At 50.4% G+C, this 15,786-nt stretch carries 10 protein-coding genes and 1 pseudogene; 8 read left to right on the plus strand and 3 right to left on the minus strand.

Going from position 1 to position 15,786, the window contains the following annotated elements; all coding sequences use genetic code 11:
* Positions 1–58 precede the first annotated feature (58 nt).
* Complete coding sequence (locus BLQ82_RS27935; protein WP_062521517.1) at positions 59–820, plus strand: CPBP family intramembrane glutamic endopeptidase; 762 nt, start codon at positions 59–61, stop codon at positions 818–820.
* A gap of 117 nt (positions 821–937) precedes the next feature.
* On the plus strand, positions 938–1,225 hold the full coding sequence (locus BLQ82_RS27940; RefSeq protein WP_062521519.1) for a hypothetical protein: 288 nt from the start codon (positions 938–940) through the stop codon (positions 1,223–1,225).
* Between the two features lie 453 nt (positions 1,226–1,678).
* Here the strand turns inward: BLQ82_RS27940 and BLQ82_RS27945 are convergent, their stop codons facing one another.
* The 3 genes from BLQ82_RS27945 to BLQ82_RS27955 form a co-directional block, all read right to left on the minus strand.
* Positions 1,679–2,638 carry a serine hydrolase domain-containing protein gene (locus BLQ82_RS27945; protein WP_062521550.1) on the minus strand — a complete coding sequence of 320 codons (960 nt, stop codon included), beginning with the start codon at positions 2,636–2,638 and terminating at the stop codon, positions 1,679–1,681.
* Positions 2,639–2,827: 189 nt separating this feature from the next.
* Entirely contained in the window at positions 2,828–3,046 is a 219-nt protein-coding gene (locus BLQ82_RS27950) for a helix-turn-helix domain-containing protein (RefSeq protein WP_062521522.1), read from the minus strand.
* Complete coding sequence (locus BLQ82_RS27955) at positions 2,986–3,357, minus strand: hypothetical protein (protein WP_062521526.1); 372 nt, start codon at positions 3,355–3,357, stop codon at positions 2,986–2,988. Before BLQ82_RS27955 ends, BLQ82_RS27950 begins: the two co-directional genes overlap by 61 nt.
* A gap of 268 nt (positions 3,358–3,625) precedes the next feature.
* On the opposite strand from BLQ82_RS27955, the gene BLQ82_RS27960 reads away from it, so the two are divergent.
* From BLQ82_RS27960 to BLQ82_RS27985, 6 genes and pseudogenes are all read left to right on the plus strand, one after another.
* Positions 3,626–4,030: a hypothetical protein gene (locus BLQ82_RS27960; protein WP_062521528.1), complete on the plus strand. Its 405-nt coding sequence runs from the start codon at positions 3,626–3,628 to the stop codon at positions 4,028–4,030.
* A 97-nt stretch (positions 4,031–4,127) separates the two neighbouring features.
* Positions 4,128–10,703 carry an HYR domain-containing protein gene (locus tag BLQ82_RS27965; RefSeq protein WP_074648734.1) on the plus strand — a complete coding sequence of 2,192 codons (6,576 nt, stop codon included), beginning with the start codon at positions 4,128–4,130 and terminating at the stop codon, positions 10,701–10,703.
* Positions 10,704–10,813: 110 nt separating this feature from the next.
* Positions 10,814–11,080 carry a hypothetical protein gene (locus BLQ82_RS32445; RefSeq protein ID WP_020429235.1) on the plus strand — a complete coding sequence of 89 codons (267 nt, stop codon included), beginning with the start codon at positions 10,814–10,816 and terminating at the stop codon, positions 11,078–11,080.
* 43 nt (positions 11,081–11,123) lie between these two features.
* On the plus strand, positions 11,124–11,915 hold the full coding sequence (locus BLQ82_RS27975; RefSeq protein ID WP_062521532.1) for a glycoside hydrolase domain-containing protein: 792 nt from the start codon (positions 11,124–11,126) through the stop codon (positions 11,913–11,915).
* Between the two features lie 279 nt (positions 11,916–12,194).
* Positions 12,195–13,715 carry a hypothetical protein gene (locus BLQ82_RS27980; RefSeq protein ID WP_062521534.1) on the plus strand — a complete coding sequence of 507 codons (1,521 nt, stop codon included), beginning with the start codon at positions 12,195–12,197 and terminating at the stop codon, positions 13,713–13,715.
* Positions 13,716–13,875: 160 nt separating this feature from the next.
* Positions 13,876–15,786 (plus strand): annotated as a pseudogene (locus BLQ82_RS27985) (HNH endonuclease); the annotation flags it as partial.

Below are 15,786 nucleotides of genomic sequence, written 5' to 3' on the forward strand. Positions count from 1 at the left end.
TCCGTTATTGACCTCATGGGCCAATGGAAACAGCAAATGATTATAAGGGAGACGAGCTATGAAAGAGCACTTGGCAAAAAAAGGACATCCGGTTTTATTTTCACTCATGCTGGGCATAGTATTGACTCTGCTGGTATCGGCAGCTTCAGCGGCAGCGAGCATCATGGAGCTTGACGACACGGGAATCCGGTTCGCCCAGGCTTGCGCCTTTTTCCTCATGGCCGTGATAGTTACGGTGTATATGAGCAGAAGCCGCAGGCCGCGTGGCAGCTATGGATTCAAAAGGTTCGAGGGGGCAAAGGAAAAGCGGGCGCTTTACTACATTCCATTGCTGGTCATCGCGCTGCTTCAGCCGGCAATGGCCGGGATTAACACTAAGCTTTCCTGGATTGAGGTGGGGAGCATTCTTCTGCTGACCGTCTGTGTCGGTTTTACAGAAGAAACGATTTTCCGGGGGATCATCCGGGAGAAGCTCCGGTTCAAGGGACCTGTGTTTTATATTGTTTTTTCTTCAGTGTTTTTTGGCATCCTGCATATGGCCAATGCGCTGAACGGAACCGATCTTATACATATTGTTCTTCAGGTGATCAATGCGCTGCTGCTGGGCTGTATCCTGGCGCTGTTAATTGAAACAACGGACAACATCATTCCTTTGATTACATTTCATTTTATTTATGATGCGCTCGCTATGGTCAGCAATGAAAATTTGGACCAGGAGATTCTGGTGGTTTCAGTATTAAATATCCTGTATCTGCTGTATGGAATCTATCTAGTTGCCGTGCTGTTGCGGAGAAACAAAGCCCAGAGCTTGTCTATGTAAAAAAAGAAGCGGTCAGCCAACAGGAGTATTCCTGCGGGCTGGCCGTTTTTTCTGGACAACATCCCCACATCCCTATTCTTAACGAAGGCCGTCGGAATTGAAAAGGGTTAGCTGGAAATGAAAACGCAAACAAAACGCAATAATCCTCAGCAATTCTTAGGCTTGGGAAGATCAGGCAAGGAAATGGCGAATTTTCAGGAAATAGGCGGGAATATACAGGCTTTTGAAGTTTTAAATTTTATCCTTTATGCGTTAGAATGTAGACATCACCACAGGAACCTACCTAAGCAAAGATCAGGGGTTACCCGGGTGACTGTCTCATTCCTAAATTTAGCAATGAATGTAGGAAAGGAGAGAATCCAATGTACTGAGTTAGCGAAGCATGCCGGAATCGGCTGCGGGTAGAAGGGTGGACGTGACAACATCTTTCGGCAGACCGTGGGGATGCGGGTAACCAGGGCAGCAAATCTTTTGTAAGGGAAAAAGCTATTCATTCAAGCAAGAGCCATCTTGCGGAAGAAAGAGCGTGATTCCGTTGAAAAAGGTTAGCGAAGCGTACGAATACGATATTCACAACAGGAAAAACGCCGGTGAAAACGTTTTTCGTGGAATCGTGTACGCGGGAATTCACCCCCATATGCAGGACATGGATTAATGCTCCGAACAGGAGAGTACGGGTAAAAGTAAGTTGAATTTGAGAACAATCACCATGTCAGGGATATGGCTTGTTACTTGGAGGAAATGATAGAATTGGATACAGGAGTTAGCACATAATCCCCGTTGCCTTATACTTAAGGTTAACGGGGATTTATGCGTACATAGTGAGGAATAACCAAAGGAAACAGCGTATACAGGCATCTACAGCCAGTCAGGATGCACAAGCAGAGGCGCAATGTGTTCGCTGAAGACATCCGCAGGCGGATTGTTTTTGCCGTGCTTGTTATCCTGAGTCAGAACGACGACCGTCTGAGGCTCCGGCAATACGTACACAAATTGTCCGGCATACCCCCTGGCGTAATAAAATGGAATGGCGGCTGGAGGCTCCCCGTCACCAGCAGCATGAGGATAGGAATCTGTCCACCAATGCCAGCCGTACCCTCCGCGGCGGGGAGCTTCCGCATGCATGGCCGTTGTCACTGAACGTGCAAGCCTCTCCCGCGAAATCAGCTGTGCCCCCTCCCAGCACCCTTGCTGCAAATAGAGCTGTCCAAATTTCAACAGAGCTGACGGCGTCAGCTTAAGCCCGAACCCGCCTGTATGAATGCCTTGAGGATCAGCCTCCCATTGATATTCCTCAATTCCAAGCGGTCCAAACAGATATTGCTCGGCAAACCGTGCCGTGGTCATCCCCGAGCCTTGAACCAGAATGGCGGATAAGAGCTGCGATATCCCGGAGTTGTACTCCATGCGTGTCCCAGGAGCATCCGCAAGCGGTTGTTCCAGCACATACTCCACCCAATCGGGGGAGCGGGTCATCTTGGGGAAGGAATTGAGCCCGCCGAATTCGCTCCAGCGAAAACCGGCAGACAGGGTCAACAGATGTTCCAAGGTTATCTCCTGTTTACGTGTGTCCTTGTCCCGGCGGAGCTGCGGGAGAAATTCGGCAGCGCTTGACGAAGGGGCCGGCAGCAGGCCTTGATCCATTGCAATGCAGATCAGCGAGGAAAGCACGCTTTTGGTACAGGAATTGATCTTGGCAATCTCGGAAGCGGTGCGGTCATCCCGATAATGCTCAAACCTAAGCTCGCCATGGGTGCTGATTAGGCAGCTTCTCAGATTCAGCGGGGCAATAGCTTGTTGTAAGGTCATCTGATTCATCCGGCTCATCCTTTCATAAGACGTATCATACCATTGGTTCATATCATACCCCAAATTGGCTTGCGGACAACCGGCATCACAGTAAAAGCTGCCCGGAGCAAATCCTGGCAGCTTTGTATAATCAATTTCCAGTCGCACTGACAGCTTCATGTGGAGAGTGTGTACGAAATGAATATTCTTGTTTTAGCTTCATAGTTCCTGATAAACAATATTTATAAGTTCGATCTTCAAGGTCTGGATGGCCTCTTCCCGGGGCAGCATGATGAACCTGGACAAATATTCGATATCTACTGAGAAAAGACTTAGGATATCCTCCATGGATTCTTTGTCACCGTTTTGCGCTTTTTTCACTGTTTCGACGAAATGATGAGATATTCCTTCAGGATTTCTAGCCCCTTGCGCTTCCATTTGCTAACCCCCTGTTGAGTCATATGTAACTCTCTCGCAACCTCGTGTTCTGCCATGCCTTCTATCACCGTTTTTTTAATGATATACCTGCACTTCTCCCAAGGAATCGTTTCCAGAAGCTCGTCCACAAACAGCTCTGAAATCACCATGGTCTCAAAGCTGCTGTCAGAGCTGCTGTCATACAGCTGATTGTCATACAGCGGGCTGCTTTCCCGGATCAGCTGAATGCGAGTTTTGTACTGGATTCTCCATGCTGAGCGTTTTAACAGTTTTCTGCAGGTTTCAACTAGCTCGTCATCATAGGTAATCATGACTACTCCCCCATTTTCAGTTTTGCAAAAACAGATTGGCCAGTGCAGCCTGTTCCCCCAGGCCCGATCCTCCGTGTGGGCGAATCGACTGATTTCTCTCCTTATATAACAAGTAGAATATTCCATAGATTCCACAACTATCAAAAACATAAATTTACATGATTACTATTTTTATTCGAATAGTTGTAAAAATAATCTTTGAATTACCATTATTTACGATGGTGAATAAGTTTTGATTGTCGAAATTTCATTTTTGGAGGCGTTGGGGATGAAGGATTACTTTACACCGGAAATCATCAATACCATTCTTACTGTGCTGGTTATTCCGCTGCTGGGTTTAATGGCAAAAGCTATTGTGGCATATACCAAACGCGAAATAGCCCACCTGGAAGAAAAGATCGGAGCCGAGGCCGTGAACACGCTGCTGAACCGGGCGGGGGATGTCATTGAGTCCGCGGTGATTGCGGTGAACCAGACGTTCGTGGAGGCGCTGAAGCAGCAGGGTTCTTTTGATGCGGCGGCGATGGAGAAGGCGTTCATGCTGGCTAAAGAAAAGGCTGTGACCCTGCTCGGGGAAACGGCCAAAACGGAGCTGAGCCTTGTCCTCGGTGATTTCGAAGCCTGGATTGAAACCAAAATAGAAGTTTATGTGAACCGGAATAAACAGTTGTAAAAACCTGTCCGGATTTCCCTTTGATTAGTAAAGGAGGGGCAAATCTTCGCCAAGATAGATACGCTCATCACACACAAAAAAAGTTAGGGGATGCATGATGAAACATTCAAAAAGAAAAGTAAAGCATGTGCAGCAAGGAAGGTTAGGCATCATCACCAAATGGTTGTGCCTTTTGCTCCTGATCTTGTTGCTGGCTCCCGGGGCTGTGTTTGGATCGGGAAAAATGTTCCTGGACGACCCGGCGGGTGCCGGGGCAGGAAAAGTGTATGCGGCGGTGTATGATACCGAACCTCCCGCTAAGCAGACGGTCAGAAATTCTGTCTACCAATCCGTATATGATTCAGTGTATGGGCTGGACCCGACACTCGGAGTCATCCTGCACCACGCGGCCTATCAGATGAACCTGCTTGCCGTAAGTGATGTGGAGGGGTCAATGACCGAAGTGTCACCACTGCTCCAGCAGATCAGATTGTCCCAGGCTTCGGGGGTCATTCCGGGCGGACGCGGATTTATGCTCCCGCAGGTGGTAGCTGTCAAGGATCTGGCAGGCAACCCGCTTGCCGGGGTTCCTGTTACTTTTACAGCTTCTGAAGACAGCACGATTACAGCGGTTATGCGAGGGCTTAACAGTACTGGAATCACAGTTTTAACGGATGCCAACGGGTATGCCTCTGCCGCCAACACCTTCACGGGTTATGCGGGGGAAGGGTATCAGGTCTACTCGAAGAGTACCGGTGTCATTAAGACCCTGGATGTAAAAGCTACGGTCCCGGGTCTGCCGCCGGTCACCTTCAAGGTGGAAATCGGTGCCGTGGGCTCCAACCTGATCGACACCACGCCGCCCGCGATTATGGCAACGGCGCGAAACGATGCCGGAGCTCCTTACATTGCCGGAACATGGACCAATCATTCCGTGACGGTTCATTACACGGCAACCGATACGTTATCCGCGATTAAATCACTGACCTCCGATCAGAGCTTTACCGCTGAAGGAGCGGGCCAGATGGCAACGGGTAAGGCTGTGGACAGCGCAGCTTCGAGTGATGAGGATAAGAACCATTATTCCATCACGGCCTTTGGACCCATTAACATTGATAAAAGCGCCCCGGTTACAACGGTAAGTGCGCCGGGGGCGGAATCCGGCAGCTGGAGCCTTGATAAGGTGAAGCTTCATTTGGCCGCAGAGGACCTGTATTCAGGTGTCGACTCCCTCTATTATAAGCTGGGTGAGAATGACGCCGTGAAAACGTCAGGCAGCAGTGCAGATGTTGAGATTAGCCAAGAAGGAACAACTACGGTCACCTATTGGGCTGTGGATAAAACCGGGAATGCCGAAGCTGCCCAGACAGCAACAGTTAAAATCGATAAAAGCGGTCCGGTCATGTCCAGCATTCTTAGCCCTGAGGCGAATGCAAAAGGCTGGAACAGCACCAATGTTACGGTTTCCCTCACGGCCTCGGATGTAAACTCGGGGGTTAAGGAAATTCACTACATCCTGGGTGCAGCCGGGGAAGAGAAGATTGTAACGGGAACAACGGCAGCGTTTGCTGTCCAGACTGAAGGGATCACACCGCTTGCGTTCTGGGCTGTAGACCAGGCGGGGAATAGTACTCCTGTACAAAAGACTGAAGTGAAGATAGACAAAACGGTTCCGGTAGTCACAGTACCGGCAGATATCACGATTGAGGCAAAGGGGATTCGAACGTCTGCCGATATCGGGCAAGCCTCCGTGAAGGATATTTCGGTCCCTGATGTTTCCATCACAAACGATGCCCCGGCGGATTATCCGCTCGGAACAACAACCGTGAAATGGACCGCAGTGGACCCGGTAGGGAACACCTCTTCACAGGTGCAGAAAATCACAGTGAAGGATACAACCAAACCTGTGCTTACTGTGCAGGGGGATATCGTGGTTGAAGCGGCTGCTGTAAAAACACCGGTTGTGGTCACCGGGGCATCGGCAACCGATATTTTCCCGGTCATTGTGGTAAATGATGCTCCGAAGGAATTCCCTATCGGCACGACAAAGGTCACATGGACGGCTACGGATGCGAACAGCAACATCATTACAGCTACCCAAAAGGTTATTGTTGTCGATACGGTCAAGCCTGTGCTGACAATACCTGCGAACATCACCAAGGAAGCTGAAGGCAGAAGAACTGCGGTTTCCATTGGTACGGCGACAGCGGAAGATATTTTTAAAGTGAATATCACGAATAATGCACCGGCAGACTTTCCGGTAGGAACGACCGAGGTCAGCTGGACGGCTAAAGACGAGAACGGGAATGTCTCTACAGCCAAGCAATTGATTACGGTTAAAGATACTACCAAGCCTGTAATGGCCATTCCGCAGGACATCACCATCGAGGCAACCAGCCCGCGGATGGAGCTGGAGATTGGAAAGGCTCAGGTCACAGATTTATTCGATGTGCTGCTTGTCAATGATGCCCCGGAATATTTTACGGTAGGGGTTACCAAGGTGACCTGGACGGCTACTGACGAGCACGGCAATATCACGAGTGCGGTTCAGAATGTTACCGTTATTGACAGTACTGACCCAGTGCTCACAGTGCCTAAGGATGTCTCAGCAGAAGCCACTGGAATTAAGACGCCGGTGGAACTGGGAGAGGCGGCAGCTACGGATATTTTTAAGGTGATTGTTACCAATAATGCCCCGGATAGCTATGCTGTCGGACAAACGATTGTGACCTGGACAGCTGCCGACGAGAATGGCAACGTCACCAAGAAAACGCAGACAGTTACCATCACTGATACCACCAAGCCGCTGGTTACGCTGCCAAGCGATAAGACGGCAGAAGCGACCGGGGAAAGAACAAAGGTAGACATCGGTAAGCCGGTGGTGACGGAAATATTCCCGGTAACCATAACCAATAATGCACCCGCGGATTTCCCGCTGGGAACGACGGAAGTGACCTGGACGGTTACCGATGAGAATGGCAATGCGACCATAGGCACGCAAAAGATCAAGATAGTAGATACGACCAAACCTAAGCTCACAGCGCCTGCGGATCTCACCGTAGAGGCGACGGCGGTCAGATCCATAGTTTCCCTCGGTCAGCCCGCTGTAACTGATCTGTTCAAAGTTACTGTAATTAATGATGCGCCAATTGACTTTCCGGTAGGGGTTACCAAGGTGACCTGGATGGCTACGGATGCAAGCGGCAATGTGGCTATAAGCACACAGAATGTAAAGGTTATAGACTCTACAAGTCCAAAACTCCATGTGCCTGAGGATGTCCGGGTTGAAGCCACTGACGTAAGAACACCGGTCCAGATTGGCATCGCCACGGCCACGGATATTTTTCCGGTTGCGGTAACCAGCAATGCGCCGGCAGATTATCCGGTCGGTACGACTGAAGTCACCTGGACGGCCACGGATGCCAACGGAAATGTGACTGCAGGCAAACAAAAAGTGACTGTTGCCGATACAACACTTCCGGTGCTGAAGGTTCCGGCAGATATCAGCAAAGAGGCCACAGCGGTTAACACACCTGTCAACATCGGACAGGCGACGGCAACCGATTTGTTTGCAGTAACGATTACAAGCAATGCGCCGGCAAGCTATCCGCTGGGCAAAACGATTGTGACCTGGAAAGCCACCGATGCGAATGGCAACATCAGCAGCGGAACACAGACCATAACCATAGCGGATACAACCGCCCCTGCGATTGCCGAAGTCGCGGATCTGACGGTAGAGGCAAGCGGACGGGAAACGCAGGTTCAGCTCGCGGTGCCGGAAGTAACGGATATTTTCGGAATTGCTGCCATGTCCAGTAACGCTCCGGCTGCATTTCCAATCGGTGTTACAGAAGTGACTTGGACGGCTAAGGATAAGAACGGCAATCTGTCGACCCGCATGCAGAAGGTTATTGTGGCAGATACGACAAAGCCGGTTCTGAGCGTGCCGAAGGATGTGCAGGCAGAGGCTACGGCATTGCAGACACCTGTCGAGACCGGGACAGCTACGGCGACGGATTTATTCGCTGTTACTGTAAAAAGCAATGCTCCCGCGTCCTATCCTTTAGGTGTAACCGAGGTCATTTGGACGGCCACGGATGAGCATGGCAATGTGTCCACAGGTGTGCAGAAGATTACAGTGACAGACACCACGAAGCCGGTGCTGACTGTGCCGGAGGATCTGGCGGTGGAAGCCACGGCAGTGAAGACTCCTGTAAAGATTGGTCAGGCGACAGCGACAGACATTTATAAAGTTACGATTACCAGCAACGCTCCGGAAGCCTATCCTTTGGGGGTAACGGAAGTCATTTGGACCGCGACCGATGTCAACGGAAACGTGTCCACGAAGGTGCAGAAGATCAAGGTCGTGGATACGACGAAGCCGGTGCTCACGGTGCCGGAGGATCAAACCGTGGAAGCAACGGCGGTCAAGACTCCAGTGGAGATTGGTCAGGCGGCGGCATCGGATATTTTCAAATATACGCTTGTAAATAATGCCCCGGAAGCCTATCCGCTGGGTACAACTGAGGTCACCTGGACGGCTACGGATGCGAACGGAAATGTGTCCACGAAGGTGCAGAAGATCAAGGTCGTGGATACGACGAAGCCGGTGCTGACTGTGCCGGAGGACCAGATTGTAGAAGCTACGGCGGTCAAGACTCCAGTGGAGATTGGTCTGGCGGCGGCATCGGATATTTTCAAATATACGCTTGTAAATGATGCCCCGGAAGCCTATCCGCTGGGTACAACCGAGGTCACTTGGACGGCTACGGATGAGAACGGAAACGTGTCCACGAAGGTGCAGAAGATCAAGGTTGTAGATACGACGAAGCCGGTGCTCATTGTGCCGGAGGATCAAACCGTGGAAGCTACGGCGGTCAAGACACCAGTGGAGATTGGTCTGGCGGCGGCATCGGATATTTTTAAATATACGCTTGTAAATGATGCCCCGGAAGCTTATCCGCTGGGTACAACGGAGGTCACATGGACGGCTACGGATGAGAACGGAAATAAGATCTCAGGGGTGCAGCGCATTACCGTTGTGGATACCACACAGCCGGTGCTGAAATTCAAAGGCTCCCTGAATCTGACCAAGGAAGCAACCGCCCTGGCAACGCCAGTGGAGCTGGAAGTGCCTGAGGTGCAGGAACTGTTTCCATTCACTTTAACTACAGATGCTCCAGGATATGGCGATCAACATCCGGTCACTTCAGGGGATCACATCACAGCGAAGTTCCTGCTAGGGACAACAAAGGTCACTTGGACGGCTAAGGATGCCAACGGAAATGCCATAATTGGAATCGTGACAGTAACCATAACGGATACGGTCAAGCCCGTGCTCAAGCTGCCGGCAGATATCACTTTAGAAGCCACTGCAGTGAAGACACCCGTTGAGATTGGCCAAGCAACTGCAACAGATATCTATGATGTGACGGTCACCAGCAACGCTCCTGAGGATTACCCGCTGGGGACAACGGAAGTCACCTGGACGGCAAAAGATGCCAACGGCAATGTAGCCACAGGCGTGCAGAAGATCACGGTGGTGGATACCACGAAACCGGGTCTGATCTTACCGGTCGATAAGACGGTCGAGGCGACCGGGGTTAAGACTCCGGTAGACATTGGCCAAGCAAAAGGAACGGACATTTTCAAGGTAACCGTCACCAGCAATGCTCCAGAGGATTATGCCCTGGGAACTACAGAAGTAAAATGGACAGCAACTGATGCGAACGGCAATGTAGCCACAGGCGTGCAGAAGATCACGGTGGTGGATACCACGAAACCGGGTCTGATCTTACCGGTCGATAAGACAGTCGAGGCGACCGGGGTTAAGACTCCGGTGGACATTGGCTTGGCGACAGGAACGGACATTTTCAAGGTAACCGTCACCAGCAATGCTCCAGAGGATTATGCGCTGGGCACTACAGAAGTGAAGTGGACAGCAACTGATGCGAACGGCAATGTAACCACAGGCGTGCAGAAGATTACGGTGGTGGATACTACGAAGCCGGTGCTGAAAGCACCAGCAGACATAGCTGCCGCGGCGACAGGGATCAAAACTCCTGTATCCTTGGGTCAGGCGACAGTGAGCGATATTTTCGGGTACACGTTAGAGAATGATGCTCCTGCGGATGGTTTCCCGATTGGAAAAACAGCTGTCACCTGGACCGCTACCGATGCAAACGGAAATGTATCTACGGCAGTCCAGTACGTAACCGTTACTCAGGCATTCAAAGTCCAATCGTATAACGGCAACAGAAACAGTGTCACGAGTAAGATTTCTCCAAGAATCTCCTTCGAGAACACTAGCAGCAGCACCATCCAGCTGTCAAACATTAAGCTCAGATATTACTACACCATTGATGGAGAGAGAATGCAGGGCTTCTATTCCGATTATTCACGGGTATCAGGCTCCGGCAGCAGAAACATTCTATCCTACACCGAAGGAAGCTTTCAAAAGACTGCAAGCAAAAACGGAAGCGATTATTATCTGGAGATCAGCTTCTCCAGCGGTGCCGGAAGCCTGAAGCCGGGTGAAAAAGTGCAAATCCAGTGCACGTTCTGGAAATCAAATTATTCAGCTTATACGCAGACTAACGATTATTCCTTCAACACATGGGCTACAGATTATACAGACACCAATAAAATCACGGTTTATTCCTCAGGCAAGCTGATTGCAGGTATGGAACCGTAAGCGTGTAAGTGCATTATTGTAACAGCTTCCAGGCTGCCGCCCTGCACAAATGGCTGCAGCCTGGAGTCTATATTCAGAGAGATCAACCAGCTCCAGTTCGGGGGTACGATATGCCAGACGACATGAACGAAATTCTTCAACGGTTGACCCGCGTAGAAACAAAGCTCGATATTATGAACAGCGCCAGGGATATCGCACTTGAAGCGATGCAGAGCAGTAAATCGGCGCATCTGCGTGTGGATGAGATGCGGGATGAGCTGGCCAGATTGAAGGTACGGCAAGGGGAGAGCCAGCGGTGGCTGGTGGGAACCATCATCAGCAGTGCGGGGCTGTTTATTGCGGCTGCCGGGCTTTTGCTGAAAATAATAATCGGATAGCAGGGAAAGACAGCCAGATGATGTGAAAAGGAGATGGTGGAGAATGGCCAAGGGATTTGATTGCGCGGCACCGCTGACGAAGACATTAGCGAAGCAGTTCCGGGAGGGCGGATATGAATTCGCCTGCCGTTACCTCGTGCCGTCGGGCTGGAAAAGGCTTACCAAGTCAGAGGCGGCGGCCATCAGCGCAGGGGGACTGCAAATAGTCTCTGTGTTTGAAACGACCGTGAGCCGTGCGCTGGGAGGCCGCGCTGCGGGTCTGGCTGACGGAGCGGCCGCTGCTCAAACGGCGCTAGCTGTAGGTCAGCCTGCAGGAAGCCGGATCTACTTTGCTGTAGATTTCGATGCTTCAGCGGAGCAGATGGACACGATAATTCAGTATCTTAAGGCAGCAGGTGAAGCCGCCCGAAATTATCGGACTGGCGTTTACGGCAGCGCGGCAGTTGTTGAGGCTGCGATGGCGGCCAAAGCCTGCACAGGGTTCTGGCAGACCTATGCCTGGAGCAGGGGCCGGAAGGCCGAGGGGATCCACATCTATCAGTACGACAATGGCCCCAAAGGACTGGGGCAGCCGATTAATGGTGTGAATGTGGATTTGAATCAGTCCAGCGGCGATGTGGGGTGGTGGAACACGCTGACTACGATCCAACAGCCGGACGGCTGGGCCGGGGAGGTGATTGATTACATGCTGAATAAAGAGGATGCCAACAAGATTATTGCCTTTATTCAAGCCGCCTACATGGCTGCAGGCAGTGCGGAGTCCAGAACAGAATTCCACCGCCTGGCAGACGAACTGCGCAAAGCATCGGGACAAGCAGTGGACGGGGAGAAGTAGGAGGCTGGCGTTTATTTGTTATATAGAGTGAACTAAAAAAACTAACAAAAGGGAAAAGGGATGGAGGGGAAGTTTGGAACTGTAGGAGCGGTAGCGTCCGCCTTTGTCTGCGGATTTCCACCGCGAACAGCGGTTATAATCAAGAAATCTGCAGACAACAGCGGCTGGAAGTCCAAACATTCTCCGTAGTCCCGACGAAGTCCCTAATGTACATATCTTAAGTTTACTCTATATAGTAATTATTTTTTATAAGTCTATAAAAAAGAAAGAGGTTAACCCATGGACGATACTTTAGGCGTGTATATTTCACAATATGGAGTTAAACCAAACGGAGAGGACCAATCAGCAAATATTAATCTGGCGCTTGCTTCGGGCAACACTAAGTTTATTTTTCCAAAAGGCACCATAAGAGTCGATAGAAAAATTCAAATTAATAATCGGGCTGTAGAATTTATCGGTCACAACAATGGAAGAAGTCAGGAAAACGCCACCATTCTTGAGTTTTATGGAGAAGGTGAGTTTATTTGTCTTGGAGATTCATCTAATCCCAGTTTCTCTGGTCAGCAGGGATTTACTTTAAGACAGATTACTCTATTCTATAAAGGTCAAAGAAGAGGTAATTTAAAAAATCCGTTCGCTGTGAGTGCATCAAACGGATGGTATGGAACAGGAACCTATGGAATACGGGATTGGAGAGGCGGAGGGATAAAGTTAATTGATGCTCAAATTGAACATTTTGAATACGGGGTATGGGGAACTCAAAGTGATATAAACCGGTTTAACAATCTCCAGCTTTTTTATAATAAGTGTGCAATTTATATGGAAGAAAGAAGCGATCAATTTCTAGGCGAAGGGCTATATACTTTCGGTAACGATAATACGATTACTATGGTTAATTGTACCGGAGGTAGGTTCTTAAATTGTCAATTTGTTAAGGAAGGTTCTCAAGGTACCTATCCGGTTGAGCTTAACGGATGCTTCTCAATGCTGTTTGCCGGAAATTGGTATGAATCCACAGGAAATTATGGGGCAACAGTTCCTGCATATATAAGACTAGGCGCAAGTTCAGAATGCAGAAATATTGTAATTCGTTCAAGTACATTAGCCATTGGAGATAAAATCAACGGGACCGTACCACAAGTGAACTATTTTGTAGAAGTTGTTACAGGCAGATCAATAGTGATAGATGAAGCAGGCGGTTATCTGAGAAATTTGAAAAAATTAGTGGGCTTTTCAGGAGGAGCTTTAATCCAAGATGTATATATAAAGTTAGCCAATACGGTTCCCTATTCTGATGGGAAATACCATGACGAGAATGGGACTGGAAAAGCTGCTATTTTCATTGAGCAATACGATGAGAACGGCAAAACTGTAATGGGGCTTACCAGAATAAAAGCTCAAGCTGGTTCGGCTCAACGTGTAACAGGCAGCTTATGGACAAGGATCGCATTAGATAAGAGCGCTTTTGATGAGCTCGGAGAATTTGATAACGTCAATTATCAATGGACAGCAAAACATACCGGATACTATCGCATTACATCGCTGCAGATGACAGGTGTTCAACAGGCTGGGAACAGACTTCAGCTTGCTTTATTTTTAAATACGGGCGATTCAACGGGAGGAACACCTTGGACTTTTTTGGATGACCGAACGAGTCCTGTTGCAGGAGGAGGAGCTGTATCCGGTTCAGTAGAAGTAAAAGTTAATGCAGGGTCTAAAATGGATTTAAGAATGTTATCTGCTAATGACACAACTTTGCTGGGTGGAAGTACTAATTATTTGATTATTACCCGGATTTAGTCCGAAATCAGTTATAGATAAATATGCCCGCTTACGGCCACTTGGGGTGGCTTTATTTTTTTAAAAATAAAAATAGTTTTCTTTGTCATCCCGGCTGTAAAAATCGCTATAGATTTTACATCTTCTATAGGATCGATTTTTTACAGAGGGGGGACTCCGTTTGCAGACCCAAGCAACCGCGACCAAGGAGAAAGAGAAAACATCGGGCAGCCATAAACCATACACCAATCCACTGACGTTCGTACGGCCAGTAGCAACAAAGATGCCGGACCCGGTGGAGATTATCCGGCGTGTCCGGCAAAATCCGGCTTCTTTGAGCCGGGAGGACAAGCTGGCGCTCCAGCGTACCTTAGGCAACCGTGCCGTAGTTCAATTGTTATCCAGCCTGAAGGATAGCCGTAAGGAAGAGAAGAAGACGGATAATTCTTCTGAGGCGAAGCAAGGCGAACAAGGACAAGGAAGCCCGGAAAATATTCCGGCTGAGCAGGAGCCTGTTTTTGCGGAACCGGCTCCAGCGACGCCCTCAGTCATCACGGAGCCGAGTGCAAGTAAGCAGATGCAGCCTCAGGAGCAGAAGCCGGAACCGGCACAAGCAAAGGTAAAACCACTTAGCGCTCAGACTGAATCGAAAGCGCAGCAGAATGAAAAGCCCAGCAATATAGCAAAGGTTAGCTCTACACTCAAAGAGCAGGGCAAACCGTTGGCGAAAAGTTCACCTTCGGGGGCTGAAGCGGGCAAAGGAAAAGCAGATGAAGAGCGGCCCGACGGAAAAGAGAAAGCAGCAGCTTCTCAGGCTAAAGAAACTGAGAAAGAGCAAGTGGCCGAAGCCCAAGATGCGAAGAATGTGAACGAAGGCAAAGAGTCTAAGGGGGAAAAGGAAACAAAGTCAGAAAAGAATTCTAAGGCGGAGGATTTCCAAGGGGAATCCGCACAGAAGGGAGCACCGAAGGAACCATCCTTGGGAGATGCCTTGGGCGCATTGGCGGGAGAGGGGAAGGAAGAGCCGGCCAAGGCTAAGAAGGTGAACATCCGCGGGGAGGATCCGGGGCAAATTCTCGATCAGCTGACCCATGTTCAGCCCACCGAGATAGGGGATGCTTACGCCCAGGCTGTAGATGTGTCCGCAGGAGCACTGGCGAAGCAGAAGCAGAAGACCAAGCAGGGAATGCCGGTGATTCCCGCTCCCACGGGACTGAAGGGAAAAGCGCTGCAAGCCCGGAGGAAAATAGCGCCGCTGAAACATGACGTTCCGGACGGCTATAAAAGCGAACGGTCTGGCGGAAACGCGCAACCAGGGAATCTTGGACGAATGGACATCGGGTCCTCAGGTTCAGACGGAAATCCGGAAGCCATGTTGGGCGAAATTCGTTCCGCTGCGGCGGTGTCGCCGGAAATCAGCCTGACCGGCGAGGCAGACCCGTCCCAGCTCGAAGGCTTCAGCCAGGAGGCATCCCAGCAGGTAGGAGCAGCCAAGCGGGCGGAGCTGGGTCAGATTAACCACCCGTTTGGTGAAAATGACATCTACCCCGAGCCGGACGGCTCCACACTGAAAGCTTCCGCAGAGCTGCAAGGCGGCCATGCTCCCGGAGCCAAAAAGCTGCCTGTACTGGGAGTGCCGGCGGACATGACTGCCGGGCTGAATCACAGCCTGGCTCCGGAAATGAAGAAACAGCTGGGTGCCAAGCAGGCTGAATACAGCAAGGAGAAAGCCAAGTTCGACAGCAAGGTGCAGCTCTCCAAAGCAGACAGCCACGCGCAAATCCAGCAGGCGGAGGCCGAGGCCAAGGACAAGCAGCTTAACCAGCAGGCCGGGGCGAAGGCGGAAGTGGATCAGCTGCGCGGCGAATGGAAAAACGAGCTGGATGCGGCCGAAGCCGACTATGCCGGTCAGGCTGGAGCCGCAGCACAGCAGAAAAAAGGCGAGATCAACAGCGTCCGGGCGGAAAAAGAGCGCGAAGCGCAGACAAAGCAGTCCGAAGCGGAACGGGAAGCCACCCGGGCCTACAGCAAAGCCAAGAAGGAAGCAGACGGAAAACACGAGGAAGAAAAAGCGAAGGAAGAGAAAAAGGGC

It is taken from the genome of Paenibacillus jilunlii (assembly GCF_900102965.1).
In the GTDB taxonomy this organism is placed as follows: Bacteria; Bacillota; Bacilli; order Paenibacillales; family Paenibacillaceae; genus Paenibacillus_AQ; species Paenibacillus_AQ jilunlii.

Bases quoted from the DNA above. Each gene is read 5' to 3' on its own strand.
- BLQ82_RS27935 (WP_062521517.1), top strand. From the start codon at position 59: ATGAAAGAGCACTTGGCAAAAAAAGGACATCCGGTTTTATTTTCACTC.
- BLQ82_RS27940 (WP_062521519.1), top strand. From the start codon at position 938: ATGAAAACGCAAACAAAACGCAATAATCCTCAGCAATTCTTAGGCTTG.
- BLQ82_RS27945 (WP_062521550.1), bottom strand. From the start codon at position 2,638: ATGAATCAGATGACCTTACAACAAGCTATTGCCCCGCTGAATCTGAGA.
- BLQ82_RS27950 (WP_062521522.1), bottom strand. From the start codon at position 3,046: ATGGAAGCGCAAGGGGCTAGAAATCCTGAAGGAATATCTCATCATTTC.
- BLQ82_RS27955 (WP_062521526.1), bottom strand. From the start codon at position 3,357: ATGATTACCTATGATGACGAGCTAGTTGAAACCTGCAGAAAACTGTTA.
- BLQ82_RS27960 (WP_062521528.1), top strand. From the start codon at position 3,626: ATGAAGGATTACTTTACACCGGAAATCATCAATACCATTCTTACTGTG.
- BLQ82_RS27965 (WP_074648734.1), top strand. From the start codon at position 4,128: ATGAAACATTCAAAAAGAAAAGTAAAGCATGTGCAGCAAGGAAGGTTA.
- BLQ82_RS32445 (WP_020429235.1), top strand. From the start codon at position 10,814: ATGCCAGACGACATGAACGAAATTCTTCAACGGTTGACCCGCGTAGAA.
- BLQ82_RS27975 (WP_062521532.1), top strand. From the start codon at position 11,124: ATGGCCAAGGGATTTGATTGCGCGGCACCGCTGACGAAGACATTAGCG.
- BLQ82_RS27980 (WP_062521534.1), top strand. From the start codon at position 12,195: ATGGACGATACTTTAGGCGTGTATATTTCACAATATGGAGTTAAACCA.